General features: G+C 57.5%; 24 protein-coding genes. 13 read left to right on the forward strand and 11 right to left on the reverse strand.

Annotated features, from left to right (window positions below; translation table 11 throughout):
- Positions 1 to 1,230, reverse strand: a 1,230-nt coding sequence (locus AC2FMY_RS16535) for a molybdopterin cofactor-binding domain-containing protein (RefSeq protein WP_496807739.1), incomplete at its 3' end; no start/stop codon positions are given.
- Positions 1,231 to 1,233: 3 nt separating this feature from the next.
- Complete coding sequence (locus AC2FMY_RS16540) at positions 1,234 to 1,698, reverse strand: (2Fe-2S)-binding protein (protein WP_480749250.1); 465 nt, start codon at positions 1,696 to 1,698, stop codon at positions 1,234 to 1,236.
- Positions 1,699 to 1,800: 102 nt separating this feature from the next.
- On the opposite strand from AC2FMY_RS16540, the gene AC2FMY_RS16545 reads away from it, so the two are divergent.
- Entirely contained in the window at positions 1,801 to 2,379 is a 579-nt protein-coding gene (locus tag AC2FMY_RS16545; RefSeq protein ID WP_496807740.1) for a TetR/AcrR family transcriptional regulator, read from the forward strand.
- Here AC2FMY_RS16545 and kynU read toward each other — a convergent pair.
- Positions 2,372 to 3,565, reverse strand: coding sequence for a kynureninase (gene kynU, locus AC2FMY_RS16550; RefSeq protein ID WP_496746412.1), 1,194 nt, complete (start codon positions 3,563 to 3,565; stop codon positions 2,372 to 2,374). The genes AC2FMY_RS16545 and kynU overlap by 8 nt on opposite strands.
- A 77-nt stretch (positions 3,566 to 3,642) precedes the next feature.
- Complete coding sequence (locus tag AC2FMY_RS16555; RefSeq protein WP_496746414.1) at positions 3,643 to 4,395, reverse strand: SDR family NAD(P)-dependent oxidoreductase; 753 nt, start codon at positions 4,393 to 4,395, stop codon at positions 3,643 to 3,645.
- 120 nt (positions 4,396 to 4,515) lie between these two features.
- On the opposite strand from AC2FMY_RS16555, the gene AC2FMY_RS16560 reads away from it, so the two are divergent.
- From AC2FMY_RS16560 to AC2FMY_RS16585, 6 genes are all read left to right on the forward strand, one after another.
- A complete protein-coding gene (locus tag AC2FMY_RS16560) occupies positions 4,516 to 5,472 on the forward strand; it encodes an MBL fold metallo-hydrolase (protein ID WP_480749254.1) in 957 nt (318 codons plus the stop codon).
- A gap of 174 nt (positions 5,473 to 5,646) precedes the next feature.
- Entirely contained in the window at positions 5,647 to 6,105 is a 459-nt protein-coding gene (locus tag AC2FMY_RS16565) for a methyltransferase family protein (RefSeq protein WP_480749255.1), read from the forward strand.
- Positions 6,106 to 6,228: 123 nt separating this feature from the next.
- On the forward strand, positions 6,229 to 7,800 hold the full coding sequence (locus tag AC2FMY_RS16570) for a Re/Si-specific NAD(P)(+) transhydrogenase subunit alpha (RefSeq protein ID WP_496746416.1): 1,572 nt from the start codon (positions 6,229 to 6,231) through the stop codon (positions 7,798 to 7,800).
- Between the two features lie 13 nt (positions 7,801 to 7,813).
- Positions 7,814 to 9,268: an NAD(P)(+) transhydrogenase (Re/Si-specific) subunit beta gene (locus AC2FMY_RS16575; protein WP_480749257.1), complete on the forward strand. Its 1,455-nt coding sequence runs from the start codon at positions 7,814 to 7,816 to the stop codon at positions 9,266 to 9,268.
- Positions 9,269 to 9,364: 96 nt separating this feature from the next.
- Positions 9,365 to 9,718: a VOC family protein gene (locus tag AC2FMY_RS16580; RefSeq protein WP_480749258.1), complete on the forward strand. Its 354-nt coding sequence runs from the start codon at positions 9,365 to 9,367 to the stop codon at positions 9,716 to 9,718.
- A 109-nt stretch (positions 9,719 to 9,827) separates the two neighbouring features.
- A complete protein-coding gene (locus AC2FMY_RS16585; protein ID WP_496746420.1) occupies positions 9,828 to 11,117 on the forward strand; it encodes a DUF3422 family protein in 1,290 nt (429 codons plus the stop codon).
- A gap of 68 nt (positions 11,118 to 11,185) precedes the next feature.
- On the opposite strand, the gene AC2FMY_RS16590 is transcribed toward AC2FMY_RS16585, so the two are convergent.
- From AC2FMY_RS16590 to AC2FMY_RS16600, 3 genes are all read right to left on the reverse strand, one after another.
- Positions 11,186 to 12,166, reverse strand: coding sequence for an ABC transporter permease (locus AC2FMY_RS16590; RefSeq protein ID WP_496746421.1), 981 nt, complete (start codon positions 12,164 to 12,166; stop codon positions 11,186 to 11,188).
- Positions 12,159 to 13,166 carry an ABC transporter permease gene (locus AC2FMY_RS16595; RefSeq protein ID WP_480749261.1) on the reverse strand — a complete coding sequence of 336 codons (1,008 nt, stop codon included), beginning with the start codon at positions 13,164 to 13,166 and terminating at the stop codon, positions 12,159 to 12,161. The genes AC2FMY_RS16590 and AC2FMY_RS16595 overlap by 8 nt, the downstream gene beginning before the upstream one ends.
- A gap of 94 nt (positions 13,167 to 13,260) precedes the next feature.
- Positions 13,261 to 14,967, reverse strand: a complete 1,707-nt coding sequence (locus tag AC2FMY_RS16600; RefSeq protein WP_496746423.1) for a peptide ABC transporter substrate-binding protein — start codon at positions 14,965 to 14,967, stop codon at positions 13,261 to 13,263.
- A 284-nt stretch (positions 14,968 to 15,251) separates the two neighbouring features.
- On the opposite strand from AC2FMY_RS16600, the gene AC2FMY_RS16605 reads away from it, so the two are divergent.
- The 5 genes from AC2FMY_RS16605 to AC2FMY_RS16625 are packed head-to-tail and all read left to right on the forward strand — an operon-like array spanning position 15,252 to position 21,807.
- A complete protein-coding gene (locus AC2FMY_RS16605) occupies positions 15,252 to 17,072 on the forward strand; it encodes an ABC transporter ATP-binding protein (RefSeq protein WP_480749263.1) in 1,821 nt (606 codons plus the stop codon).
- Between the two features lie 4 nt (positions 17,073 to 17,076).
- A complete protein-coding gene (gene argE, locus AC2FMY_RS16610) occupies positions 17,077 to 18,243 on the forward strand; it encodes an acetylornithine deacetylase (protein WP_496746425.1) in 1,167 nt (388 codons plus the stop codon).
- A 32-nt stretch (positions 18,244 to 18,275) separates the two neighbouring features.
- The gene (locus tag AC2FMY_RS16615; RefSeq protein ID WP_480749265.1) at positions 18,276 to 19,442 is read left to right on the forward strand and encodes a M20 aminoacylase family protein; all 1,167 of its coding nucleotides are present in this window, start codon (positions 18,276 to 18,278) and stop codon (positions 19,440 to 19,442) included.
- Between the two features lie 15 nt (positions 19,443 to 19,457).
- Entirely contained in the window at positions 19,458 to 20,621 is a 1,164-nt protein-coding gene (locus AC2FMY_RS16620) for a M20 aminoacylase family protein (protein ID WP_480749266.1), read from the forward strand.
- A 22-nt stretch (positions 20,622 to 20,643) separates the two neighbouring features.
- The gene (locus AC2FMY_RS16625) at positions 20,644 to 21,807 is read left to right on the forward strand and encodes a M20 aminoacylase family protein (protein WP_496748402.1); all 1,164 of its coding nucleotides are present in this window, start codon (positions 20,644 to 20,646) and stop codon (positions 21,805 to 21,807) included.
- 45 nt (positions 21,808 to 21,852) lie between these two features.
- Here the strand turns inward: AC2FMY_RS16625 and AC2FMY_RS16630 are convergent, their stop codons facing one another.
- Both AC2FMY_RS16630 and moaA read right to left on the reverse strand, forming a co-directional pair.
- Complete coding sequence (locus tag AC2FMY_RS16630) at positions 21,853 to 23,151, reverse strand: 3-deoxy-D-manno-octulosonic acid transferase (RefSeq protein WP_496807741.1); 1,299 nt, start codon at positions 23,149 to 23,151, stop codon at positions 21,853 to 21,855.
- A 1-nt stretch (position 23,152) separates the two neighbouring features.
- Positions 23,153 to 24,160, reverse strand: coding sequence for a GTP 3',8-cyclase MoaA (moaA, locus tag AC2FMY_RS16635; protein ID WP_480749338.1), 1,008 nt, complete (start codon positions 24,158 to 24,160; stop codon positions 23,153 to 23,155).
- A 183-nt stretch (positions 24,161 to 24,343) separates the two neighbouring features.
- On the opposite strand from moaA, the gene AC2FMY_RS16640 reads away from it, so the two are divergent.
- Positions 24,344 to 24,676: a hypothetical protein gene (locus tag AC2FMY_RS16640; RefSeq protein WP_496748400.1), complete on the forward strand. Its 333-nt coding sequence runs from the start codon at positions 24,344 to 24,346 to the stop codon at positions 24,674 to 24,676.
- Here AC2FMY_RS16640 and AC2FMY_RS16645 read toward each other — a convergent pair.
- Positions 24,664 to 25,350: a DNA alkylation repair protein gene (locus AC2FMY_RS16645; protein ID WP_496807742.1), complete on the reverse strand. Its 687-nt coding sequence runs from the start codon at positions 25,348 to 25,350 to the stop codon at positions 24,664 to 24,666. The two genes, AC2FMY_RS16640 and AC2FMY_RS16645, sit on opposite strands and share 13 nt — an antisense overlap.
- A gap of 7 nt (positions 25,351 to 25,357) precedes the next feature.
- The gene (locus AC2FMY_RS16650; protein ID WP_496748398.1) at positions 25,358 to 25,900 is read right to left on the reverse strand and encodes a pyridoxamine 5'-phosphate oxidase family protein; all 543 of its coding nucleotides are present in this window, start codon (positions 25,898 to 25,900) and stop codon (positions 25,358 to 25,360) included.
- Positions 25,901 to 25,903 lie beyond the last annotated feature (3 nt).

The following is a 25,903-nucleotide window of genomic DNA, read 5'->3' on the forward strand; positions in this document are numbered from 1 at the left end:
TACGGCCTCGGTGTCGAGATTGGCGGCGCTGGCGCATTTCATCTGCATGATAGTTGGCGCCTGATTGCCGCCCCAGAATTCCAGCTTGTCACCCGAGAACAGGGCGGTTGCCGTCATCGGCTCCATCGTTGCATGAGCCAGATAGGGCACGGTATATTCTGCGGTGAATTCGGTGGCGCCCTCGGACATCACGCTGACGTCGCCATCGTCGCGCATGGTCGAGTTGGGGTTCTCGTCGAAGGCCTTGGAGATATTGGCAAAAATCTCTTCGGTTTCATTGGGATAGGGCGCGTCTTCCCATTCAACTGCAATCGCTTCGACGGCCTGAATGGCCAGCCATGTGTTGTTGGCGATCACCGCGACGCCGGTGCCCAAATTCACGATTTTCTCGACGCCCGGCATGGACTTGGCGAGGCTGTCGTCGAAGTCCTTCATACTGCCGCCGAGTTTCGGATTCATGCGCACGCTGGCGAATTTCATCCCCGGCAAACGCACATCAATGCCAAATTGCGCGGTGCCGGTGGCCTTTTCAACCATATCCAGACGCGACAGGGATTTTCCCAGATAGCGCCATTGGGACGGATCGCGTAGCGCGGTTTCGATCGGCTCAAGCCGAGCGGCATCCATCGCCAGTTCGGAATAGCTCAGCTTGGTGCCGTCCGGTGCGATGACGTGTCCGCTTTCGGTTTTGAGTTGGCTGCGTTCCGCGCCAAGCCGGTCTGCTGCGGCCTGTTTCAGTGTCTCCCGGGCCGACGCGCCAGCCTCTCGCATACGCTCGAACCCGTCTTTCATCGACGTTGAACCACCCGTCACCTGCAAGCTCAACACTTTGCCGACGACGCCAAGCGCCTCGCCCAGGCTGTGCTGGAAGTTCGACACGTCATATCCCTTGTTGGGCAGACCTTCACCAATCATCGCCGAGTTGTAGTAAGCGGCGGCGGCGGGGCCGTGCAACACGGTCACCTGATCAAGATCGACATCCAGTTCTTCTGCGATCAGTGCGGCCCATGTGGTCTTGACGCCTTGTCCCATTTCGGCACGTGGGGCGAACAGGGTAACGCCGTTCTGGTCGATCAGCACAAAGGGGTTCAGAGCAGCTTGCCCATCTTTGGGTTTCAGCGGGTTCGGGGCTGGTCGGTTAACGTAGTAGGCGCCAAATGCAACGCCACCGACAATGGCTGTGGAACCGATGAGGAAGGTGCGGCGCAGGATTTTTCCGATGCTTGCCATCTCTTACGCTTCTTTCAGTTTTGCTGCCGCGTCATGGATTGCAGCGCGAATTCGCGGATAGGTTCCGCAGCGGCACAGATTGCCTTGCATGGCTTCGTCAATCTCGGCATCCGAGGGGGCGGGGATTGCCGCCAAAAGTGATGCGGCCTGCATGATCTGCCCTGACTGGCAATAACCACATTGCGCCACCTGGTGATCGACCCATGACTGTTGGATGGCGGTCATCGCATCAGGTGTGCCCAGACCTTCGATCGTAGTCACTTCGCCCCAAACATCCGAGAGAGGCACCTGACAGGAGCGTACGGCCTCGCCATCGATGTGGACGGTACAGGCACCGCAAGCAGCGACACCGCACCCGAATTTGGTGCCAGTCAGACCGAGTTCATCGCGGAGCACCCACAACAGAGGGACTTCGTCGGGCAGGTCGACCTGATGGGTTTGGCCGTTGATGATGAGGGAAGTTGCCATGTCGGATCTCGCTATTGCTCTTGCTCCGGTTCCTGACAAAATGGGCTAATAATGTCATGGTGTCAATTGACAAAATTTGCAAAAACTGTCACAGGTCAATCTATGAAAGACGCAGACATTGATCCCCGGCAAAAGGCGATACTCGAATCAGCCTGGCAGGCGTTTGCGACCTATGGGTTTCGCAAGACGTCGATGGATGACATAGCACGCGGCGCCAGGATTTCCCGTCCTGCGGTCTATTTGTATTACAAGAACAAGGAAGCGATCTTTCGCAGTCTGGTTGAGCTTCACTATGCCAGCAAGACCGCCGCTGTGAGGGAAGCCCTGAATGGAAGCAGGTCGGTCGCGGAAACTATGGCGGCCGCCATGGCCGCCCACGGCGAAGGAATGGAAGCGCTTTTAAACTCTCCGCACGGTCTTGAGTTGCTGGATGCAGGAACATCGACCGCGCCCGATATCGTGCAAGAAGGTGAGGCACGATTGAGCGCCCTTTATGCCAACTGGCTGCAGCGAATGGCTGAGGCGGGAGTCGTGCATTTGAACGCCGACGCCTCTGACGTCGCTGCGACGATCACGTCAGCACTGAAAGGGATCAAGTCAACGGCGCCGGATTATCGCGTCTTTGTTGCGCGCGTCGACCAACTGGCGGGCTTGATTGGGGCGGGGCTGGAAGTCAGGTAACGCGCTGGCGAAGCTTGTATTCCGCGATGTCCCACAATTTGTTCTGCATCACATCGGCAAGAATGTCGGCGGCGCGCGTCACGTCTTGTTCGTCAATATAAAGCGGGGTGAAGCCGAACCGCATGATGTCGGGGGCGCGGAAATCACCGATCACTCCGCGCGCGATCAGGGCCTGCATGGCCGCGTATCCGTCGGAAAAGCGAAACGACACCTGACTGCCGCGTTGGCTCGGGTCGCGCGGACTGGCCAGCGTCAACTCGGGGCAGGTGGCTTCGACTTTTCGAATGAAGAGCTCGGTCAACTCTACTGATTTTGCACGCACATCCGCGATATCGGCCATGTCCCACACGTCCATTGCGGCCGAAAGGGCCGTCATCTGGATGACCGGCGGAGTGCCGACACGCATCCGTTCGATTCCGGTTCCAGGGCGGTAGTCGAGATCGAAGGCAAATGGTGCCTCGTGCCCCAGCCACCCCGACAGAGCCGGGCGTACCCTGCCAACCAGACGTGGTGCAACGTAGATGAAAGCAGGAGCGCCAGGACCACCGTTGAGGTATTTGTACGTGCACCCCACTGCGAAATCGGCGTTGCATCCGACAAGATCGACCGGAATGGCCCCGGCGGAATGGGCAAGATCCCAGACAGTGACAACTCCATTGGCGTGAGCCAGTTCGGTCAGCGCTTTCATGTCGTGCATGCGACCGGTACGATAATCCACTTCGGTCAGCATCAGCACCGCGACCTCTTCGGTGATGTGATCCGCGATAGCCTCGGGGTCCACCACTCGCAACTCGTAGTCAGCCCCAAGTGACCGCAAAAGACCGTCGACCATATAAAGGTCGGTCGGGAAATTCCCGTTATCCGACAAGACGACCTTGCGGCCGGGGTTGAACTCCAACGCCGAGGCGACCGCCTGATAAACCTTGATCGACAGGGTGTCTCCGACGACCGTGCAGCCGGGTTCAGCCCCGATCAGTCTGCCGATCCGGTCGCCCAACCCGGTCGGCAAGCCCATCCAGTCCGCCTTGTTCCATCCGGTTATCAGCATGTCGCCCCATTCGTCGGACATCATGCTCTGAACCCGTACCTTTGCTGCTTTTGGCACCGGGCCCAGCGAGTTGCCATCAAGATACAGGATGCCTTCGGGCAGATCGAACATCGCCTTGGTCGCGGCAAAATCGGTCATTGTGGTCTCGCGAATTGTTTTAAGCTTGAAGTATGTGTTGGATATAGCTTCTGTCGGGATTTGTCCAGCAAGCCCGCTTAAACTTGCCCACCGGCTATCTGGATGCACTGCCCATTGATGCTTTCCGAGCCCGGCCGCACCAGCCACAAGGCTGCAGCAGCAACTTCGTCGGGTGCAATCAGCCGCTTGTGGCGGTTCTGGTCAACCATGACCTTCAGTGCATCGTCCTCGCTGATTCCGGTGCGTTGCGAAATGGACGCCTTGTTGCGCTCCACGATAGGCGTTTCGACATAGCCGGGACACAGTGCGTTGAAGGTAAAGGGCGTTCCCATGAATTCCTCGGAAAAGCTGCGAGTCAAGCCGATCAGCCCGTGTTTCGATGCGGCATAAGCTCCAATTCCCGGCGCTCCGCGAAGCCCGGCAATGGACGCTATCGTAATGACCCGACCCCAGTCAGTTTCCACCATGGAGTGCAGGCTTTCACGAATCGTCAGGAAAGCACCATCGAGATTGGTTGCCATGATGTCCCGCCAGAACGCCATATCCGTCTTTTGCAACTTCTTGCCGACGGCAATACCTGCGTTGGCGACACATATCTGGATCGGGCCGCGTGCATCGACGGACTGGTTGACACATCTCACGACATCTTCCTCGTCCCGGACATCCATTGCAGATCCGAAAATGCGATCATTGGCGACCTGATCCAGCACTTCTTGGCGACGTCCCGTAATTGTCACCGCTGCGCCTTCGCTGGCCAGCGCCCGGGCGATGGCCAATCCGATTCCGGTACCACCGCCGGTGACAAGCGCATGTTTTCCGTTAAGCGTCACGTGCAATCCTCCCTATTGCCACAAAGCCTATCGCGAGTTTTGCCTGTGACAAGACGCGCCGTCCCGTCACTTGAATTATTATGCATGAATGCGAATGTGAATCTGTAGTGCGGAGGGCAGATGTTTCAGAAATCCATGACCTATACTTATGTCGCCGCGTTGGCGGCATCTTCAGTATCCGCGAGCGAGGACATCGCGGACCAATATCCGCAATCCGAGCTGTATTCCAAGCCGGTCGAGGTCATCCCGCATGTTTTTTCCGCCATCGGGGCAACTGCACCGCCGACCTACGAGAATGCCGGTCACAACAATAACCTGTCCTTTGTCGTGACGGATGAAGGGGTTGTCGTCGTCAACTCGGGTGCGTCAAGCCGTCTGGCGGCGGCCTTGCATCAGGAAATCAAGGCGATAACCGATCAACCCGTGGTTCTGGTCATCAATGAAAACGGGCAGGGCCATGCGATGCTGGGTAATGGGTATTGGCGTGATCAAGGGGTCGATATCCTGGCGCATGTCGATGCCGTGACCGAGACCACTGAAAACGGCGATTTCATCCTGCAGGGAATGGAGCGATACAACAAGGATCGCGCTGAAGGCACCCGGGTTGAGCATGCAAACCTTACCTTTGAAGATGAATATGCGCTTTCTCTAGGTGGAGTGGAGATCAAGGTTCTTCATCTCGGGCCTGCCCACGACCCCGGTGACAGTCAGGTCTGGATTCCGCAATGGGGTATCATGATCACTGGCGACATCGCGTTTCATGAGCGGATGCTGCCGATATTCGAACATACCTGTACAAGTTGTTGGATAGAGACTTGGGAAACCAAGCTGGAACCCATCGCTCCGACTTACGTCATTCCAGGACACGGGCACCCCACGAACTTCGCTCAGGTTCGGCGGTACACAGTCGAATATCTCAAGGATTTGCGCGAAAAAATCGGTGTGCACATTGATGAGGGCGGCGATCTGGCCAGCGCATATTACGTAGACCAGTCGCGCTGGGAAGCTTTGGATACCTTCGAGGAGTTGGCGACCAAGAATGCAGGGCGCGTCTTCGAAGAAATGGAGTGGGAATAAGCCCTGCAATCAGCGTGATTTCCGGGCCATCGTGCCCGTGTTTTCGTCGCTGCGGCATATACGTTCTTTTTGGCGTTTTTCGACCGACAAGCTTTGCTAAAGCGATGGGAACGGTTTACGACATATTTCGAAGGAAAACCGACCCAACAACTTTGTCGCGAGCAAGGAATTCAAATGCGCCGAATCGACGTGCCACCCGTCTGGCTGTTAGGCTTTGCTGCCCTGGCGTGGATCCAGTCTCGGCATATGACCTTGGGGCTATCGCTGGACAGTGGGTTTACTGACCTGATCAGTGGCCTGTTGATTGGCGGCGGCGTGTTGCTGATCGTGTTCGCGGCCATGGAGTTCCGTCGCCACCGCACCACGATCATCCCACACGAGACGCCCACGGCGATGGTGCAGACCGGCATCTATCGGCGCAGCCGCAATCCGATCTATCTGGGGGATGTGTTGATCTTGACCGGGTTGATCCTGCGGTTTGACGCGGTTTTGTCGCTGGCGCTGGTTCCGGTTTTCTTCTGGCTTCTCGAACGACACTTCATTCTGCCGGAAGAGGACAGGTTGCGCCGAACTTTCCGAATGGATTTTGCTCGGTATGAACGAAAAACCGGCAGGTGGATCGGATGGGAGTGAACATTTGACATCACGTCAATAATGCTGCACTTGCGAAATAATGTTGCGCAAGATACATCTTTGCTTTGCAAACAATACCGAGGCCCGGTTGAGCTTGGCGAACACAAAAGGGGGACCTGACTGGTGAAGATAGGCACACCAAAAGAAATATTTGAAGGCGAGAACCGGGTCGCGATGACGCCCGACTCGGCGCTGCAATTGCAGAAACTCGGCTATGACTGCGTGATCGAAAGTGGCGCGGGTGCCGCGGCAGGGTTTTCGGACGCGGCTTATGAAGCGGCAGGTGTCGAAATCGTCAAGACGCCAGCGGCATTGTGGAAGTCGGCCGACATCATCGCCAAAGTCCGCCAGCCGAACGAAACCGAACTGAAGCGGCTGAACAAGAGCAAAACGCTGATTTCCTTCTTCAACCCGGCGGGGAACGAAGACGGCATGGAACTGGCCAAATCCAAGGGCGCGAATGTGATCGCGATGGAGATGGTTCCGCGTATCAGCCGCGCGCAGAAGATGGATGCGCTGAGCTCGATGGCCAATATCGCCGGCTATCGCGCGGTGATCGAGGCGGGCAACAACTTTGGCCGCTTCTTCACAGGTCAGGTGACGGCGGCAGGCAAGGTGCCGCCGGCCAAGGTGCTGATCGTCGGTGCCGGTGTTGCCGGATTGGCCGCCATCGGTACCTCGACCTCGCTGGGTGCGATTACTTATGCCTTTGACGTGCGCCCTGAAGTGGCCGAACAGGTCGAGTCGATGGGCGCCGAATTCGTCTATCTGGATTTCGAGGAAGAACAGCAGGACGGCGCCGCTACCGGCGGTTATGCCTCCGTCTCATCCCCGGAGTTCCGCGAGGCGCAGCTGGCCAAGTTTCGCGAACTGGCACCAGAGATGGACATCGTGATCACCACGGCACTGATCCCCAACCGCGACGCACCCAAGCTGTGGCTTGAGGACATGGTCGCGGCAATGAAACCGGGTTCGGTCATTGTGGATCTTGCGGCCGAACGCGGCGGCAACGTCGAAGGCACCGTCAAGGATGAGAAAGTGGTCACTGAAAACGGTGTTACCATCATCGGATATACGGACTTCCCGAGCCGAATGGCGGCACAATCCTCGTCGCTATATGCCACGAATATCCGTCATATGATGACTGACCTGACGCCCGAAAAGGACGGGCAGGTCAATCACGACATGGAAGACGACGTAATCCGCGGCGCGACCGTCACCTATCAGGGCGAGATCACCTTTCCGCCGCCGCCGCCGAAAATTCAGGCGATTGCGGCAAAGCCCAAGGAAAAACCAAAGGAGCTGACAGCCGAGGAAAAACGCGCGCAGGAAGTTGCGGCGTTCAAGGCCCAGACCAAGCAGCAGTTTACCCTGCTCGGCGTCGGTGGGGTACTGATGTTGTTGGTGGGCCTCGTCGCTCCGGCCAGTTTCATGCAGCACTTCATCGTTTTCGTGCTGGCGATCTTTGTGGGCTTCCAGGTGATCTGGAACGTCTCGCACAGCCTGCACACTCCGCTTATGGCGATCACCAACGCGATTTCGTCGATCATCATCGTTGGGGCTTTGATGCAGATCGGATCGGGTTCTTTCCTGGTCATTTTGCTGGCGGCGCTGTCCGTCTTCATGGCGGGGATCAACATCTTCGGCGGTTTCCTCGTAACCCGGCGCATGCTCGCCATGTTCCAGAAATCTTAAGGAGGCCGGGTAAATGGATTATGGCTTCACTACTGCCGCCTATGTTGTTGCGGCTGTTCTGTTCATCCTTTCCCTCGGCGGGTTGTCGAACCAGGAAAGCGCCAAGCGCGCGGTCTGGTACGGCATCGTCGGTATGGCGCTGGCCGTCTTTGCCACGCTGGTTGGCCCCGGTTCTGGCCTGTGGTTGCTGTCGATCCTGCTGATCATCGGCGGCGGACTGATCGGTCAATACGTGGCGCAGCGCGTGCAGATGACCGAGATGCCACAGCTGGTGGCCGCAATGCACTCGCTAGTTGGTCTGGCGGCTGTGTTCGTTGGCTTTAACGCACACTTTGAGATCGGCAACGTGGCGCAGGTCATGGCCATCGCCGACAGCGCGAAAGAAGCGGACCTGTCCGATCTGGGCGCATTTGCCAAGCTGATCGCCAAGAAGACCTCGGCTGAATTGGCAATTCTGCACGTCGAGTTGTTCCTGGGCATCTTCATCGGTGCGATCACCTTTACCGGTTCGGTTGTGGCTTATGGCAAGCTGGCGGGCAAAGTGACTTCGGCGGCGACAAAGCTGCCCGGGGGACATGCGTTGAACGCAGGTGCCGCGGCTTTGTCGTTGATCTGTCTGATCTGGTACACCAACTCGGGCGGTTTCTTTCCGCTGTTCCTGATGACGCTGGCGGCGCTGTTCATCGGCTATCACCTGATCATGGGCATCGGTGGCGCGGACATGCCGGTGGTTGTGTCGATGCTGAACAGCTACTCGGGCTGGGCGGCTGCGGCGATCGGCTTTTCGTTGGGCAACGACCTTCTTATTGTTGTCGGTGCGCTGGTGGGTTCCTCGGGTGCGATCCTGTCCTACATCATGTGCAAGGCGATGAACCGTCACTTTGTCAGCGTGATCTTGGGCGGTTTTGGGAATACCGGAGGCCCGCAAATGGAGGTCGAGGGTGAGCAGATCGCCATCGAGGCGGATGGTGTTGCCGCAGCCTTGAACGACGCTGACAGCGTGATCATCATCCCCGGATATGGCATGGCCGTGGCGCAGGCGCAGCAATCGGTCAGTGAACTGGTGCGCAAACTGCGCGCCAAGGGAAAGAACGTGCGTTTTGCCATCCACCCGGTTGCCGGGCGTTTGCCAGGACACATGAACGTTCTGCTGGCAGAGGCGAAAGTGCCGTATGACATCGTTCTGGAAATGGACGAGATCAACGACGATTTCCCGGATACGGATGTAGCCATCGTGATCGGTTCGAACGATATCGTGAACCCTGCAGCACAGGAAGACCCCAACAGCCCCATCGCCGGTATGCCGGTTCTGGAATGCTGGAAGGCCAAGCAGGTGTTCGTGTCCAAGCGTGGTCAGGGCACCGGCTATTCTGGTATCGAGAACCCGCTGTTCTTCAAAGAGAACACGAGGATGTTCTATGGGGACGCCAAGCAGTCGCTGGATAAGCTGTTGCCGATGATCGACTAATTCGTTCAATTGCTACAATATCGGGGCGTCCCATGCGGGCGCCCCTTTTTTGTGAATGGTGCTGCCTGGCATGAGCTGAATAGAGCGGAGGTTACGATGGAAAAGGTGAACGGCATCGGCGGCTTCTTTTTTCGCGCCAGAGATCCTGATGCTCTGGCTGAGTGGTATGAAACACATTTGGGAGTAAACCGGCTGAACCCGCTGCCGTGGCAACAGCGCGAAGGCTATACCGTCTTTGCCCCCTTCGCGCGGGATACGGAGTATTTTGGCAAGGCCGGTCAGCAGTGGATGATCAATTTCCGGGTGGATGATCTGGGCGCCATGGTCGGGCAACTTCGTGCCGCCGGAATCGATGTTGAAACTCGCGCCGACTGGGACAGCGAGGCGGGGCGATTCGCCCGCATTCACGACCCCGAGGGTAACCCGATCGAATTATGGCAGCCGAATTAGAGGTTTAGCAGACGTGCATACAATGGTATTCACGTAAGTGTATGAAATAAAAAGATAATTGATGTATCTCGCCTATTGCTTATAGTGCCTGTAATTGCAGGAGCCTTTCATGACGCCCATCCAGGATCACCCTCTCCGCTATGTATTGGCGAACGAGTTACATGCGCGACCTTTTCCGACAACGTCGGCGCCCTGCACAGTCGTTTTTCTGGCGATCAAGCAGTCCGTCGAAGCTGTGGCACGGGACAAGGCGCTTGATGTCTCCCACCTGATCAACCTGCTGGACAGGCACGGTGCGCCACATCCCCAACCGGGTGCTACACATTATGCGGGCCAGATCGGACGGCACTGGCTGAAATGGGAGCAGCACACCGAGTTCGTGACCTATACGGCCATTTCTCAGAACGTCAGCGAGCGGGCTTTCAACCCGGCGGATTTCGAGGTTTTTCCACCGGATTGGCTGATGAAAAGCCCGGGGCAGAGAGTGACGTCGGCAATGCTGCGTGTCGTTGACCATCCGGGAGGTGGAAAAATCGACGAAGCTTTGAGTGAATGGTTTGAACCTGAAAGTCTGGCCGTCTCGCGCGTGCTGGACGATGCTGCGGTGGTCGCCAGTGATTTTCGTATTGATCCGGCGGGTCACATGCGGATGGCGGTTTTCGTGTCCAAGGAATTGGGCCGTCGCAGAACAGGACGGATCATTCAGCGCCTGTGCGAGATCGAAACCTACAAGGCCATGTCGATGCTTGGCTTTGCCCGGGTCAAAAAGCTGATCCCTCGCATTGGCGAGTTGGATGGACAGTTGACGGCCTTGATGACTGAAATGACGGTCGGTGAAGCCAGCGCGGAAGAGTTGTTGCCGCAGCTCCTTTCGACATCGACCGAACTGGAAACACTGTCTGCGCGCTGTGCATTCCGCTTTGGCGCGACCGGTGCTTATGAAGCCATCGTAAATCAGAGGATCGAGATCCTGCGTGAAGAGCGCTTTGAAGGACGACAGACTTTTGCCGATTTCATGATGCGGCGCTACGACCCGGCCATCCGAACGGTCAAATCTACCGAAAGGCGACTGGAGGCCTTATCGGACCGGGCGATCCGGGCGGGTGAATTGTTGCGTACGCGTGTGGACGTGGAACGCAGCGCACAGAACCAGGCGTTGCTGGAAAGCATGGATCGGCGGGCCGATCTTACGCTGCGCCTGCAGCACACGGTCGAAGGGCTGTCGGTGGTAGCTATCAGCTATTACGCTGTCTCACTTGCCGGATATCTGCTTTATCCGCTGACTGCGGCAGGGATCAGCAAGGGGATGCTTACCTCGCTTGTCACGTTGCCGGTGGTCATTCTTGTCTGGCAGTCCGTTCGAAGGATTCGACGGAGGATCGAGCACAAACCGGCCTGACACGTTGACCTTCGAAAAAAGACGACCGCCCAATCTTGCGCGGTCGTGGCTTCGTTAAGGCGTTGTAATCAGCGTCCTCGAATACGCGGATCCAACGCGTCGCGCAGGCCGTCGCCAAGGTAATTGACACTCAGAACAGTCAGCGAGATCGCAAGTCCGGGCCAGAACACACGCTCCGGATACTGTTGAAGATAGTCAACTCCATCGAACAACAAGCGGCCCCAAGTCGGAAAGTCGGGTGGAAAGCCCAACCCAAGGAAGGACAGGGCGCTTTCGGTGATGATCGCCGTGGCGATACCCAGCGTTGCCGAAACCATGATCGGAGACAGCACGTTGGGAAGGATATGACGCGTAATAATTTGCCGGTTGGACGTTCCGATCGATCGTGCCGCCAGAACGAACTCCCGCTCCTTGATGGCTAGCACGTCGCCCCGCACGATCCGCGCGGTGGGCATCCACGAGGTGACGCCGATGGCGGAGACAATCAGGATAAAGATCCCGCGTTCCAACCCGAATGCGGCCGCTAGCGGCTCGCGGAACAGAAGCATCATGACCAGCAGCAGGGGCAACAGGGGCAGGGCGAGGAACAGGTCGGTCAGGCGCATCAGCGGCCCGTCCAGTCGTTTGAAGAACCCGGCGACGACCCCGATCAACGATCCCAAAAAAAGCGCCAGCAGCATCGCTGTGATGCCCACTGAAACAGAGGTCTGCCCACCCGCCATCATCCGGGCCAAGATGTCGCGGCCAAGCTGATCCGTCCCGAACGGGTGCGCAAAGCTTGGCCCTTGATTGCGTTCGCGGATGGCGGTTTTTGTGGCGTCGATATCCCAAAAGTATGGACCCAAATAAACGGCCGCGACGATTAGAATGAACAAAATCGCTCCGATCATGGCGCCCTTGTGGGTCTTGAACTGATCCCAGACTTCCCGCCATTGACTACGCGGGGGCGTGGATATCTCTTCCATCACGTCGGACGTTGGCAATGCAGTCGAGGCAGGTGCCAGCCCCTCGTCCGGAACCAGGGTGTCTGTGCGATCCTTGTCAGTCATAGCGGATCCTCGGGTCCAGAATGCCGTAGAGAACGTCGGCGATCAGGTTGAACAGCACGATCAGCACGGCGAAGATGAAAGTGAGCGTTTGCACCATCGGCAGGTCGTTGGCCTGAATGGCGCCGATCAATAGCTGACCGATGCCGTTTACCTTGAACACCTGCTCGGTGATGATTGCGCCGCCAAAGATGGATGGAATCCCCAGCGCGATCACTGTCACCACCGGGATCATCGAGTTGCGCAGGACGTGAACCATGACCACTGTGTATTCGCTGAGGCCCTTCGCGCGGGCAGTGCGTACATAATCCTGGTTGAGATTGTCCAGCATCGAGGCGCGCATGAAACGGGACAATTGCGCGGTGATTTGCAACGCCAGCACCATCACCGGCATGATCATTTGTTTCAGTTGGACGACAAAGCTGTCCCAACTGTTGACGACGTGGGTGGTGTCATAGATCGACGGGAACCAGCCCAACTGAACCGAGAAGATCACGATCACCAGAACGCCTGAGAAGAAAGGCGGGACAGAGAAGCCCACCATCGAGACAAACGTTCCCATCTGGTCGAACCAGCTGTACTGGCGGTAGGCCGAGTAGATGCCGATAGGCAGGGCAATGATGATTGCGACAATATAGGCCGTGCCGACGACCCACAGGGTTTGCGGAATGCGCTGAACCACGATGTCCATGACGGGCGAGCGGGTCTGCCACGAGATTACACGCAGGTCACCTTCGGAAAAGCTGGTGCCGAGATAGTGGTCGATCAGCACCTGCGGTTCGATCCAGAAGAACTGCACGATCCATTTCCAGAACCGGATGTGCATCGGCTGGCCGAGGCCAAGCGCCTCGCGCATCTTTTCCTTTACTTCCGGCGGAACTGTCAGGGGAACCTGCGCCATCGGGTCACCGGGGGCGAGTTCGAGGAGAAGGAAAATCACAAGACTGATGAACAAAAGCGTAGGAACGGCCAGAATCAGGCGGCGTATGGTGAAGGTCAGCATTCAGGTGCGCCTTGGTTTATTAGTCTTTTCATGAAGTCACCTGCCCAATGCCGCGCCCCGAAAAGATCGGGACGCGGTTGAGCAAGCAAGACGCTTAGGAGCCGGTCATGCGGTACCAGTCAGCCGCGTTCCACAGCTCGCTGTCCCACACGTTCAGGACCACGCCGCCCAAGGTGTTGGCATGTGCCGACAGACGGCCACGGTGAACCAGCGGGATCATGCCACCGTTCTCGACCATGATGTCGTTCAGGCGCTTGGCGATTTCCGCGCGTGCGTCCGCACCGGCCGTTTTTGTGAGCTCCGCGTGCAGTGCGTCAAACTCTTCGTTGCAGAAACGGCTGATGTTTTCACCCTGCCACTGAGATTCCGGTTTGGGCGCCTTGTCGCACAGGCCGTTGCCCAGATAGGACTGCGGGTCCGTGCCGTTGAAGGTGTTGGCGTACATTTCGACGTCGGCATAGAACTTCTGGAAGGTGTCGGGTGAACCCGGGTCGCCTCCAAAGAAGACAGAGGCGTTGATGTTGCGCAGTTCGGATTCAATACCAATCTCGGCCCACCACTCCTTGATCAGCGCCTGGAAGTCTTGTCGGACGGCGTTGGTCGAGGTCTGGTAGACGATTTTCAGCGGAACACCGTCTTTTTCACGGACGCCATCGCCATCGGAATCAACGATACCTGCGTCATCCAGCAGTTTCTTCGCGCCTTCGATGTCCTGCGTGTCACAGGTGAAGGTGTCTGAATTCACGGCCGCCGGGGCCGGAACCCAGTTACAGGTTACCTGACCGGCTTTGCCATATCCGATTTCCACCAGCAGCGGGCGGTCGATAGCCAACGACATTGCCTTGTAAACCGCAGGATCCTGAAGGAACGGATGTGGATGCTTGGCGGTCGAGCGTTCGCCTTCGGGCAGGTCAGGCGACGGGTTGGTCTGGTTCAACATGATGCGTTCGACCAGCGGGCCGAAGCCAGCAACCGGAACGCCTTTGCCACCTGCTTCCATCTGCGCAATTACTTCCGGTGCAAGCTGTAGGTTCCAGGCATAGTCGAATTCGCCGGTTTCCATCACCGCGCGTCCTGCTGCCGTTGCGTCACCTCCGCCCTTGAAGGTCAGGGTCGCAAACGCAGGCTTGTTCGGATCACGATAGTTCGGGTTGGCCGACATGGTGATCACGTCGTTCGGTTTGAACTCATCCACGACAAATGGGCCGGTGCCAATCGGGCCGAAGTTCTGCTCGGTGCATTCCGGAGCCTTTGCGCCTATGCAGTTTTCGAATTGGGCTTTCTGGATGATCGGGCTTTCGCCGCCCACGAACGGGCCGTACGGGAACGGGGTGGCTTCGCCAAAGGTCACCTTGACGGTCATGTCGTCCAGTGCCTCGACCGAGGTCACGCCTTCGAACTTTGTCAACTGCGCACAGCCGCCTTCGGGGTGCATGCAATAGTCGGCGGTGAACTTGACGTCATGAGCAGTGAAAGGTGTGCCGTCCGACCACAGGATGCCCGGGGCGATTTTCCAGGTGATCGAGGTCAGGTCCTCGCTGACACCGCCATTGTCGACGGTCGGAATCTCGGCTGCCAGATAGGGCACCATTTCGCCGTTTTCGTTGTAGCGCGCGAGGGGTTCGATCACCAGTGACGAGGATTCGACGTCCTTCGTGCCGCCCGAAAGGAATGGGTTCAGGATCGATGGGGCTTGCCAATAAATGATGCTGACATTGCCATCCGATCCGCGCTCGGCAAAGGCTGTTTGAGCCAGCGCCGTGCTTGCAATCGCACCAAGTAAAAGGGCTTTGGTTTTCATTCTACACTCCATGTTGGACACGAGCGTGTCTCGATTATCTCCGCATTGCCTGCGGGTTTGGCGTTGCCGTATGTCGGGTAAGTTGTTGAAAACTAATGTAGCGTTTTTTACGCTGCGCCGTTTTCGTTCTCTCCCCAGGAACGGTTACGAGACGTATCGAAACAGAGTTTTTAAAAAATGCAAGCCTTGCCGTTGGGAAAGTTTCCAATGGGTTTGACTTTTACCGGCCCCCGGACATAGCGTTTGACACACAACACATAAGGGTGACCAAGGGGAGCGCACTCGTGCTGGATCAGCCCATTGCACAGATCAAGAAACTTCGTGTCGAGTTTCAAACCAAGGACGGCCCGGTGGTGGGCGTGGAAGATGTCTCGTTTGAGGTGCATCCCGGGGAAACCGTTTGTATCGTTGGCGAATCCGGTTCGGGCAAATCCGTATCATCTCTGTCTCTGATGCGGTTGGTCGAGTTCGGGGGCGGTGAAATCGCGGGTGGCCAGTTGCTGTTCGACCGGCGCGACGGCGAAGAGTTCGATTTGTCGAAAGCCGACCAGGATTTGATGAAACAGATTCGCGGCAACGAGATCGGAATGATATTTCAGGAGCCGATGACGGCGCTGAATCCGGTTTTCACGGTAGAACGACAATTGACCGAAGGGCTTCGGATTCACAGAAACATGTCCAAGGCGCAGGCCGAGGAGCGGGCGCTGGAACTGCTGCGGCAGGTGCGCATCCCGGAACCTGAGCGGCGGTTGAAGCAATATCCACACGAGTTGTCGGGCGGCATGCGTCAGCGGGTGGTCATCGCAATGGCGATGGCCTGTGAGCCGCGTCTGCTGATTGCGGACGAGCCGACAACGGCGTTGGACGTGACCATTCAGGCCGAAATCCTGGCGCTGATGGACCGGCTGAAGCGCGAGACCGGGACGGCGGTGATGTTCATCACGCACGACATGGCGGTCGTGGCGCAGATGGCGGACCGAGTCGTGGTCATGTATCGAGGCAACAAGGTCGAAGAGGGCACGGTTAGCGAGATCTTTGAAAACCCTCGGCACGACTACACCAAGGCATTGCTGGCCGCGGTTCCAAAGCTGGGCGAAATGCGTGGGAAATCAGCGCCCGAGCCGATGAAACTGATGGGGGTTGAAAACCAAAACATTGCGCCCATTCCCGGCACCGAAGAGGTGCTGTTGAGTGTCAAAGGCCTGACCACCCGATTCCCCGTAAAAGGCGGGCTGCTCCGCCGCACCGTGGCCAATGTACACGCAGTTGAGGATGTGTCTTTCAACTTGAACCGGGGCCAAACGCTCAGCCTAGTGGGCGAGTCCGGTTGCGGAAAGTCTTCGGCGGGGCGATCGATTCTGCGCCTGGTCGAGCCGATGACAGGCGAGATCAGTCTCGATGGTGTAGACATCATGAAACTTGACCAGACCGGTCTGCGCAAGGCGCGTCTGGACATGCAGATGATCTTTCAGGATCCGTTCGCCTCGCTCAATCCGCAGATGCAACTTGTGGACCAGGTGGCTGAGCCGTTGCGCAACTACAATGTGGCGACTGGCTCGGAGTTGCATGATCGGGTCGCCAACCTGTTCGACCGCGTTCAACTGCCCCGTAGCTTCATGCGCCGCTTCCCGCACGAGATGTCGGGTGGCCAACGACAACGTATCGCCATCGCACGGGCGCTGGCTTTGAACCCCAAGCTGATCATAGCGGATGAGGCCGTATCGGCGTTGGACGTGTCGGTACAGGCACAGGTTCTGAACCTGATGATGGAATTGCAGGCCGAGCTTGGGCTCAGCTATCTGTTCATCAGCCATGACATGGCGGTTGTGGAACGCGTTAGCCATCATGTCGGTGTCATGTACCTTGGCCGTATCGTCGAGCTGGGGCCGCGGTCCCGCGTGTTCGAGAACCCGCAGCATCCTTATACTCAGGCCTTGATGAAGGCGGTTCCGATTGCCGATCCCAATAGGCGAAAATCTGAAAAAGACCTGAACTTCAAACCGATCCCGTCGCCAATTCATCCTATCGGATACAAGCCGGAACCGTCGCAATACCGCGAGGTAGAACCGGGGCATTTTATCCTGACAACTGACAGCGGATACTAGCCATATGCCCACACGTCTGTCGCCGTTGGAGATCATGACCAAACTGATCTCGTTTCCAACAGTGAGTCGTGATACCAACCTGCCTTTGGTCGATTGGATCGCAGACTATCTTTACAGCCACGGGATCGAGGCTCATCGCTGGCCGGATCCCGGACAACCACACAAATCGGCGCTGTTTGCGCATGTAGGGCCGTGGGAAGAGGGGGCCGTTGTTCTGTCCGGTCATACTGATGTGGTGCCGGTCGATGGCCAGCCCTGGGATAGCGATCCTTTCACAGTAACCGAGCGTGACGGCAAGTATTTCGGGCGCGGCACATGCGACATGAAGGGGTTCGACGCGCTTGCGATCTGGGCGATGGTCGAAGCAAAGTACCGCAACGTGACCCGCCCGCTGCAATTGGCTCTGAGTTTTGATGAAGAGGTCGGCTGTACTGGTGCGCCTCCAATGATCGCCGAGATGCAAAGGGTGCTGCCAAAGGGCGGCGCCGTGATTGTGGGTGAACCTTCGATGATGCAGGCTGTGACCGGGCACAAGGGCAGCTTTGGATATGACACGCATGTCGTCGGGTTCGAGGTGCACAGTTCGATCATGCATACTGGCGTCAATGCAATCATGTCTGCAGCGCCGTTGATCGACTGGGCGAATGCCCGCAATGCCGAAAACATGGTTGCAGAGCCGTCTGAAGTGGCGGCACTGTTCGATCCGCCATGGACGACTTGTCATGTAGGCATGATCGAAGGTGGAACGGCGCATAACATCACCGCCAAGGATTGCCGCTTTATGATGGATTTCCGAGTGGTGCCGGGGGAAGATGCAGGCATGTGGCGTGATGCCTTTCTGGAACAGGTGCGTCGCACCGAGGCCAGCATGCAGGCTGTTCATCCGGAAGCGTGTATCGAGATTTCCGAGAACTTTGCCGTTCCCGCGCTTTTGCCCGAAGAGGATGGTGAGGCCGAAACGCTGGTGCGTGCCCTCACTGGTGACAACGCCCGCCATGTCGTAAGCTATGGCACCGAAGCGGGTCAGTTTCAGGAGGCGGGGTACTCGGCGGTCATCTGTGGTCCCGGCGACATCGCGCAGGCACATCAACCCAACGAATACATTACCGTGGCACAATTCAGCGCGGGACATACATTCATGGAGCGTTTGCTGGACAGGCTGACGGCCTGACCGGGCCAGCGACCAAAAGGGGAGAGTTGGAAATGCCGATAAAGAACCGGCTCGCAGAAATGCATCAGGAAATCACTGAATGGCGGCGTCACCTGCACGCTCATCCGGAACTCATGTACGACGTGCACAAGACTGCAGCATTTGTGGTGGAGCGACTGAAAGAGATCGGTGTCGACGACATCACGACCGGTATCGGTCAGACGGGTGTCGTTGCGGTAATCAAGGGCAAATCTGACACCAAGGGCCGTGTGATCGGGCTGCGGGCAGACATGGATGCCTTGCCAATCGAAGAGGCAACTGGGGTCGACTATGCCTCGACCGTGCCCGGCAAGATGCATGCCTGTGGGCATGATGGGCATACGTCGATGCTGCTAGGGGCCGCGAAATATCTGGCTGAGACGCGGCACTTCGATGGGACAGTGGTGCTGATTTTCCAACCGGCGGAAGAAGGAGGGGCGGGCGGGCTTGCGATGTGCCAGGACGGTCTTATGGATCGCTGGGGCATTCAGGAGGTTTATGGAATGCACAACATGCCGGGGCTCCCGGTAGGGGAGTTTGCCATACGCCCCGGCGCGCTTCTGGCGTCGTCCGATGAGTTTGAGATCGTCGTGACCGGCAAGGGTGGCCACGCCGCGGCTCCGCATGATGCCGTAGATACGACATTGGTCGCCGCGCAGACCGTGGTGTCCCTTCAGTCGGTCGTTTCCCGAACGGTCAATCCGATCAAGAGCGTGGTGCTGACCGTAGGCACATTCCAAACCGACAGCGTGGCATCCAACGTCATCGCGCATACCGCCCGGCTTCAAGGAACGGTTCGGACGCTCGATCCAGAATACCGTGCGATTGCGGAAGAACGTGTTCGTCGGATCGCCGAAGATACCGCCTCGGCTTTTGGCGCCAAAGCCGAGGTGACGTGGACACCCGGCTACCCCGTCACGATGAATACCCAAGCCGAAACGGGGTTTGCCGCAGAGGCCGCAAAGGCGGTGGCAGGTAAGATAAACGACGAAACCGATCCGATCATGCCGTCAGAAGATTTTGCCTACATGCTTGAAGAACGCCCCGGGGCCTACATCTTCATTGGGAACGGGGATACGGCCATGTGTCATCACCCGGCCTATAATTTTGATGATGACGCCATTCCAGCCGGCTGCAGCTGGTTTGCAGAGTTGGTGGAACGACGAATGCCTGTGGCGTGAAAAGGGGGGAATGGCATGCCGATCAAAAACCGGCTCGCTGAAATGCATGACGAGATCACGGCCTGGCGGCGTGACATTCATGAAAACCCTGAAATTCTTTACGACACGCACCGCACCAGTGCGCTGGTGGCCGACAAGCTGAAGGAGTTCGGTTGTGATGAGGTGGTGACTGGTATTGGCCGCACAGGTGTAGTCGGCGTTATTAGGGGAAAGACGGATACAAAGGGGCGTTCAATCGGATTGCGGGCCGATATGGATGCGCTCCCGATGGATGAGCTGACTGGGCTGGACTACACCTCGAAAACACCGGGTGCCATGCACGCCTGCGGTCATGATGGCCATACAGCGATGGTTTTGGGGGCAGCGAAATATCTGGCGGAAACCCGTAACTTCGATGGCACAGCCGTTGTGATTTTCCAACCTGCCGAAGAGGGCGGCAACGGGGCCGAGGCGATGGTCAAAGACGGCTTGATGGACCGGTTCGGCATTCAGGAAGTCTATGCCATGCACAACATGCCGGGTCTGAAGACAGGTCAGTTTGCCATCCGTTCCGGGCCTTTGCTGGCGGCGGCGGACGAGTTTGACATTCAATTGACCGGGCGCGGTGGCCACGCGGCCAAGCCGCATGACACGGTAGACACCACGGTTATGCTGGCTCAGGTCATCATTGCGCTGCAAACGGTGGTATCGCGGAACGTGGATCCGACATTGCAAGCTGTCCTGTCGGTGACTTCGGTGGAAACCTCGTCCAACGCCTTTAACGTGATTCCGCAATCCGCCAGGTTGCGCGGCACTGTCCGAACCCATTCGAATGATGCGCGTGTATTGATCGAAAACCGTCTGAAGGAGGTTGTTGCCGGGACCGTTGCAGCGTTCGGAGGAGCAGCCGATATTCGCTACAGCCACGGAGTTCCGGTTACGATCAACGCCGAAGAGCAGACCGGCTTTGCCACCGAAGCTGCGGTTGTGGTCGGCGGTAGCTGCGTCGAGGCGCCGATGGTGATGGGGGGTGAGGACTTCTCATTCATGCTGCAGGAACGGCCCGGTGCGTTCATCGTTCTGGGAAATGGTGACAGCGCCGGATTGCACCACCCGGAATACGATTTCAACGACGAGATCATTCCGCTTGGGTGCTCGTGGTTTGCTGAAATGGTCGAACGCCGGATGCCGGCGGCCTGAGAAACTCAAGGAGTACACAGATATGCCAGTGAAAAACCGATTTGCGGAGCTGCAGGAGGAAATCTCTGCATGGCGGCGCGACATCCACGAGAACCCGGAAATCTTGTTCGAAACGCATCGCACCAGCGCATTGGTGGCGGAAAAGCTGAAAGAATTCGGGTGTGACGATGTGGTCACGGGTATTGGCCGCACCGGCGTTGTCGGCGTTATCAAAGGCAAGAGTGACAGCAAGGGCAAGGTGATCGGTCTGCGCGCCGATATGGACGCTTTGCCAATTCACGAGGCGACAGGGCTGGACTATGCCTCCAAGACGCCGGGTGCGATGCATGCCTGCGGTCATGACGGCCATACGGCGATGTTGCTGGGGGCTGCCAAGTATTTGTCCGAAACCCGTAATTTCGACGGTACAGTCGTTGTGATCTTTCAGCCCGCTGAGGAGGGTGGCGGCGGCGGTCGCGAGATGTGTGAAGACGGCATGATGGATCGCTGGAATATTCAGGAAGTCTATGGGATGCATAATTGGCCGGGTAAGCCGGTCGGCAGTTTCGCGATCCGGCCCGGCGCGTTTTTTGCGGCAACCGACCAATTCGACATCACCTTTGAAGGCAGAGGCGGCCACGCCGCCAAACCGCATGAGACGGTGGACACCACTGTGATGACAGCGCAGGCGGTACTGGCGCTGCAGACCATCGCCTCGCGCAATGCCGACCCGATCGATCAGGTGGTGGTATCGGTTACCTCGTTTGAGACATCTTCCAAGGCATTCAACGTGATCCCGCAGAAAGTGCAGATCAAAGGCACCGTGCGCACCATGAGCAAAAAAATGCGCGATCTGGCCGAAAAACGGATCAAGGAAATCTGCACCGGCGTTGCGGCGACCTTTGGCGGTACGGCGGACGTAACGTACATCCGCGGGTATCCGGTTATGGTCAACAGCGATGAGCAGACAGGCTTTGCCGCCGAAGTGGCACGCGCGGTGTCCGGCGATTGCGAGGAAGCGCCTCTGGTGATGGGGGGCGAGGATTTCGCCTTCATGCTCGAAGAACGACCGGGTGCCTATATCCTTGTCGGCAATGGCGATACGGCAATGGTGCATCACCCGGAATATAACTTCAACGACGAGGCAATCCCTGCCGGGTGCAGCTGGTGGGCCGAGATTGTCGAAAAACGCATGCCAGCGGCGTGATCCGCCATGGGCGCGGGCGAACAACTCTCGTGCCCTGACGATCTTTCAAGCCGGATCAAGCTGAGTGCATAATGTATCAATGACGGCGTCCAATGCCTGTTTTTGATCGGACACGCAGCTTTGCGCAGCCTCTCGGGCTGCTTTCAGTGCAGGTTCGTCGGACAACCATCGCGTGATGGCTTTTATCAGATCCCGAGCAGCGCGCACTTCGATTGCACCGCCATTCCTGATCAACGGTTTGTACGTTTCCGCAAAGTTGAAATAGCCCGGCCCGGTAATTATCGCCGCCCCGGCCTGAGCCGGCTCGAACGGGTTGTGTCCGCCGATCTCCTTCAGGGAGCCACCCAAAAAAACCAAGGGGCAGAGGGCGTACCAAGTCCCGGTCTCACCCAGAGTATCTGCCATATAGACCTGCGTTTGCGACGTGATGAGGTCCTTCGACGTTCGGCGCGCCATTTGAAGCCCGGCTTTAGAGATGAGGCGTGCGACCTCGTCCCCTCGTTCGGGATGGCGTGGGATAAGCAGCAGCAAGAGGTTGGGCCATTTTTTTAACAGTTCAGTGTGGGCCGCGAGAACGGTTTCTTCTTCCCCAGCGTGTGTAGAGCTTGCAACCCAGATCGGGCGATCACCAATTTGCGCCTGAATTTCGTCTCGGGTAATGTTATCGATCGGTAAAGGATCAGACATCGCCTTGAGGTTGGTTCCGGGCTGCACACGGGCGGCTTCGGCCCCCATTTCGATTAGATTTACGGCCGTCTTTTCGTTTTGGGTCAGAAACAGTTGGAACTGATCCAGTATGAACCGAGCAGTATCAGGGCGCTTCTTCCAACCCTGCACCGATTTCTCGGATAGTCGTGCGTTCAGCAGGGCCAATGGGATGCCGCGTGAAGAGCTTTCCACCACCAACCGCGGCCAGATTTCGCTTTCCACGAATATTCCGGCATCTGGTTTCCAATGTGCGAGAAACCTGCGCACGGACCCTGGTGTGTCAAGCGGCGGATACTGGTGGCGGGTACGAGGAGGTATGCGTTTTTCGATCAAAGCGGCCGAGGTGGGGGTGCCGGAGGTGATCAAAAACTCTGCGCGGGGCAGGCGTAGACCCAAACGTTTGATCAGGCCGAGAACAGAAAGGCTTTCTCCGACGCTGGCCGCATGAAACCAGATCAACTGGCCATCGGGCCTGGGCTGGCTTGCGTGGCCCAGACGTTCCCGTTGTCGGATCCTGGAAACACCGGCACGGTCCAGCTTGCGGCGAACCGCCAACCACGCAATTGGAGCCAACAGAGCAGTTGCGCCGCAATATGCCGCATAGAGCAACGTGGCCTTGCCTGAATTGCCAGACACCTCAGCCGCCTGTGTGGCTCATATGCCGGGTCATTCGGCCATCCACCTGTTGCCGCGAATAGTCGAAATCGTGCCCTTTGGGCTTCAGATGGATCGCGGCGCGAATGGCCGCCTCCAGTGCCTCCTCCGTGTTCGGATGATCGCGCAGGGGTTGGCGCAGATCGGCCATATCTTCCTGCCCTAGACACATGAACAACTCGCCTGTGCAGGTCAGACGCACTCGGTTGCAGCTTTCGCAGAAATTGTGGCTGAGCGGAGTGATGAACCCAATTTTTTGGCCAGTCTCCTCTAGCCTCACATACCGGGCTGGTCCGCCCGTGCGTTCGGCTAAATCGGTCACCTGATAGTGTTTTTCGTAATCCGAGCGCACGTCTTTCAGTGACCAGTACTGATCCAGACGATCTTCATTGCCGATGTCACCCATTGGCATGACCTCGATCCAGGTCAGGTCCATGTCGCGCTCGGCGCACCACTCGGTAATGCGGGGCAGTTCTTCCTCGTTGAAACCTTTCAGGGCCACGGCATTGATCTTGATCCGAAGTCCTGCCTTTTGCGCTGCATCGATGCCATTCAAGACCTGCGGCAGCCGACCCCAGCGGGTGATATCGGAAAATTTCGACTCGTCTAGCGTATCCAGCGACACATTCACGCGACGCACCCCAGCGGCATAGAGCTGATCCGAAAAGCGCGACAGTTGCGAGCCGTTGGTGGTCAATGTCAGTTCTTTCAGCGTGCCGCTTTCCAGATGGCGGGTCATGGCGTTGAAAAATGTCATGATGTCCCGCCGCACCAAGGGCTCTCCGCCCGTAATGCGCAGTTTTTCTACTCCCATGCGAATGAAGGTTGAACACATGCGGTCCAACTCTTCCAGCGTCAGAAGCTCTTTCTTGGGTAGAAAGGTCATGTTTTCCGACATGCAATACACACAGCGGAAATCACAGCGATCCGTCACGGAAACGCGAAGATAGGTGATGGCGCGGGCAAACGGGTCGATCAGCGGAGCAGTCATGCGCCATAGGTAAAGCGGGTGATGGGCGTCGGCAAGGGCCAACAGCGTTTTGACTGGCATGTCTTTGTGGGCGCGGATAGGGTCGCAGGCATGAGATACATCGCCTTGGTTATACTTGTCGCGCTCGCGGGGTGTTCGGCCATACGGTCGACCAAAGACCGTCTCTTCGGAGAGAATCAAACGTTGTCGGAGTCCGTTGTCACCGATGTTTCCGCCGAAGCCCCCGAAGAGGTGGCACAGACGCCAATCGCAGCCGATCCGGGCTGGAATGGGGCCAGGCAGACCATTGCAGGACTTGGCGATCCGACGCGACCGGGGCGGTGGCTGGAGACACCATTGGTGAAAACCGAGATCAACGGGCGTGTGGTAACACGGGATACCGGCGCTCAGGTCTATGTTCTGCTAATCCCTGCACCGGGACCCCAAGGTGCGGGAAGCCGTTTGTCCTTGGAAGCAATGCAGTCGATGTTGTTGCCGCTGGATCAGTTGGTCGAGTTGAACGTTTATTCCAACTGATCTGACAGGTATTTGCCGGCTTCTTTTCGGGCAAACGGTTTCATGGTTGCACCATGTTCGCTCAGAAATGCCGTGACGCGCGGCGCGTCATGTTTGGACAGGTCACGCAACCACCAGGCGACGGCCTTCTGGATGAACCAGTCGCGATCCGTGACATAGTCTGCTGCCCAACTGAGAACCCTTTCCCGCCGGTGCAGATCCTCGGGCTTGGGGTGGTTCTGCTTGGTCCAGGGAAGGGTTGCGACCAATGCGGCGCGGCGCGTCCACATATGTTCGGATCTAGTCCAGCCTTCGACCTGATCCAGACGCTCGGGATCAGCGGTCAGGCGTCTTTGCATCGCCATGCAGGCGTGGTCGGCGACGGCCCATGCGTCAAAATCGGAAACCCAGCTTTGCAGTAAAGCCCAAACTGCCTCGTCAGATCCGATACGGGCCTGAGTCAGCAATTTCGCGGCGGCCAGACGGCCTTCGTGTATGTTTGTTTGCCACAGAGCATTGGCCAGTTCCACCCGTGTGCCAACCGCCAATTCCTGACGCCACGTCTTGGCCAATTCGTTGAGAATCGGATTGGCCACGCCCAGATAGGGACGATCCGCCTTGTGATAAGCTGCCATTTGGGCCGATCGTTCTGGATCGGCATGTGCCTTGATTTGATCTAGAAATGAGCCCAGCATGACCGGATCAGATTGGCACGCCAGTGGGTTTCTTATCGATCGTCTTTTGGTTCTTTTCGACCCAATAGGAGCGGATGTCGTCGTCGGATTTTCCATCCACCCATTTTTGCATCGTGTCGCGCTCGGATCGATAATCCATGAACGGAACTGCATAGCCGCATGAGGTCTGAACCATGTCCACGCTAACGTCGAAGATCTGACGCGCGCTGCGATGAGAGGGAAATTGAGAGGACAGTTTTCCCCAGTCGGGATCAGCTACCTGGACCGTGCGAGCAGATCCGTATACGCGCAAAATCATCGGTCGCGTTGTGAAAGAGCACCACATCAACGTTATACGGTTGGCCTCAAGCAGATGCCCGGCGGTTTCGTTGCCGCTACCGGTCAGGTTCATCCAAAGGATGCGATTCGAGTCCATTACCCGCAAGGAATCCATTCCCTTGGGGGATATGTTGACACGCCCTTCGGGGCCAGCCGAACCAGTAAAGAAGATATGCTGGCCTTCAATGAATTTGCGGTGCACTTCGTCCAGCGCCGGAAACTGTTTGGACATGTC

This window comes from Ruegeria sp. YKSE079 (assembly GCF_059612845.1).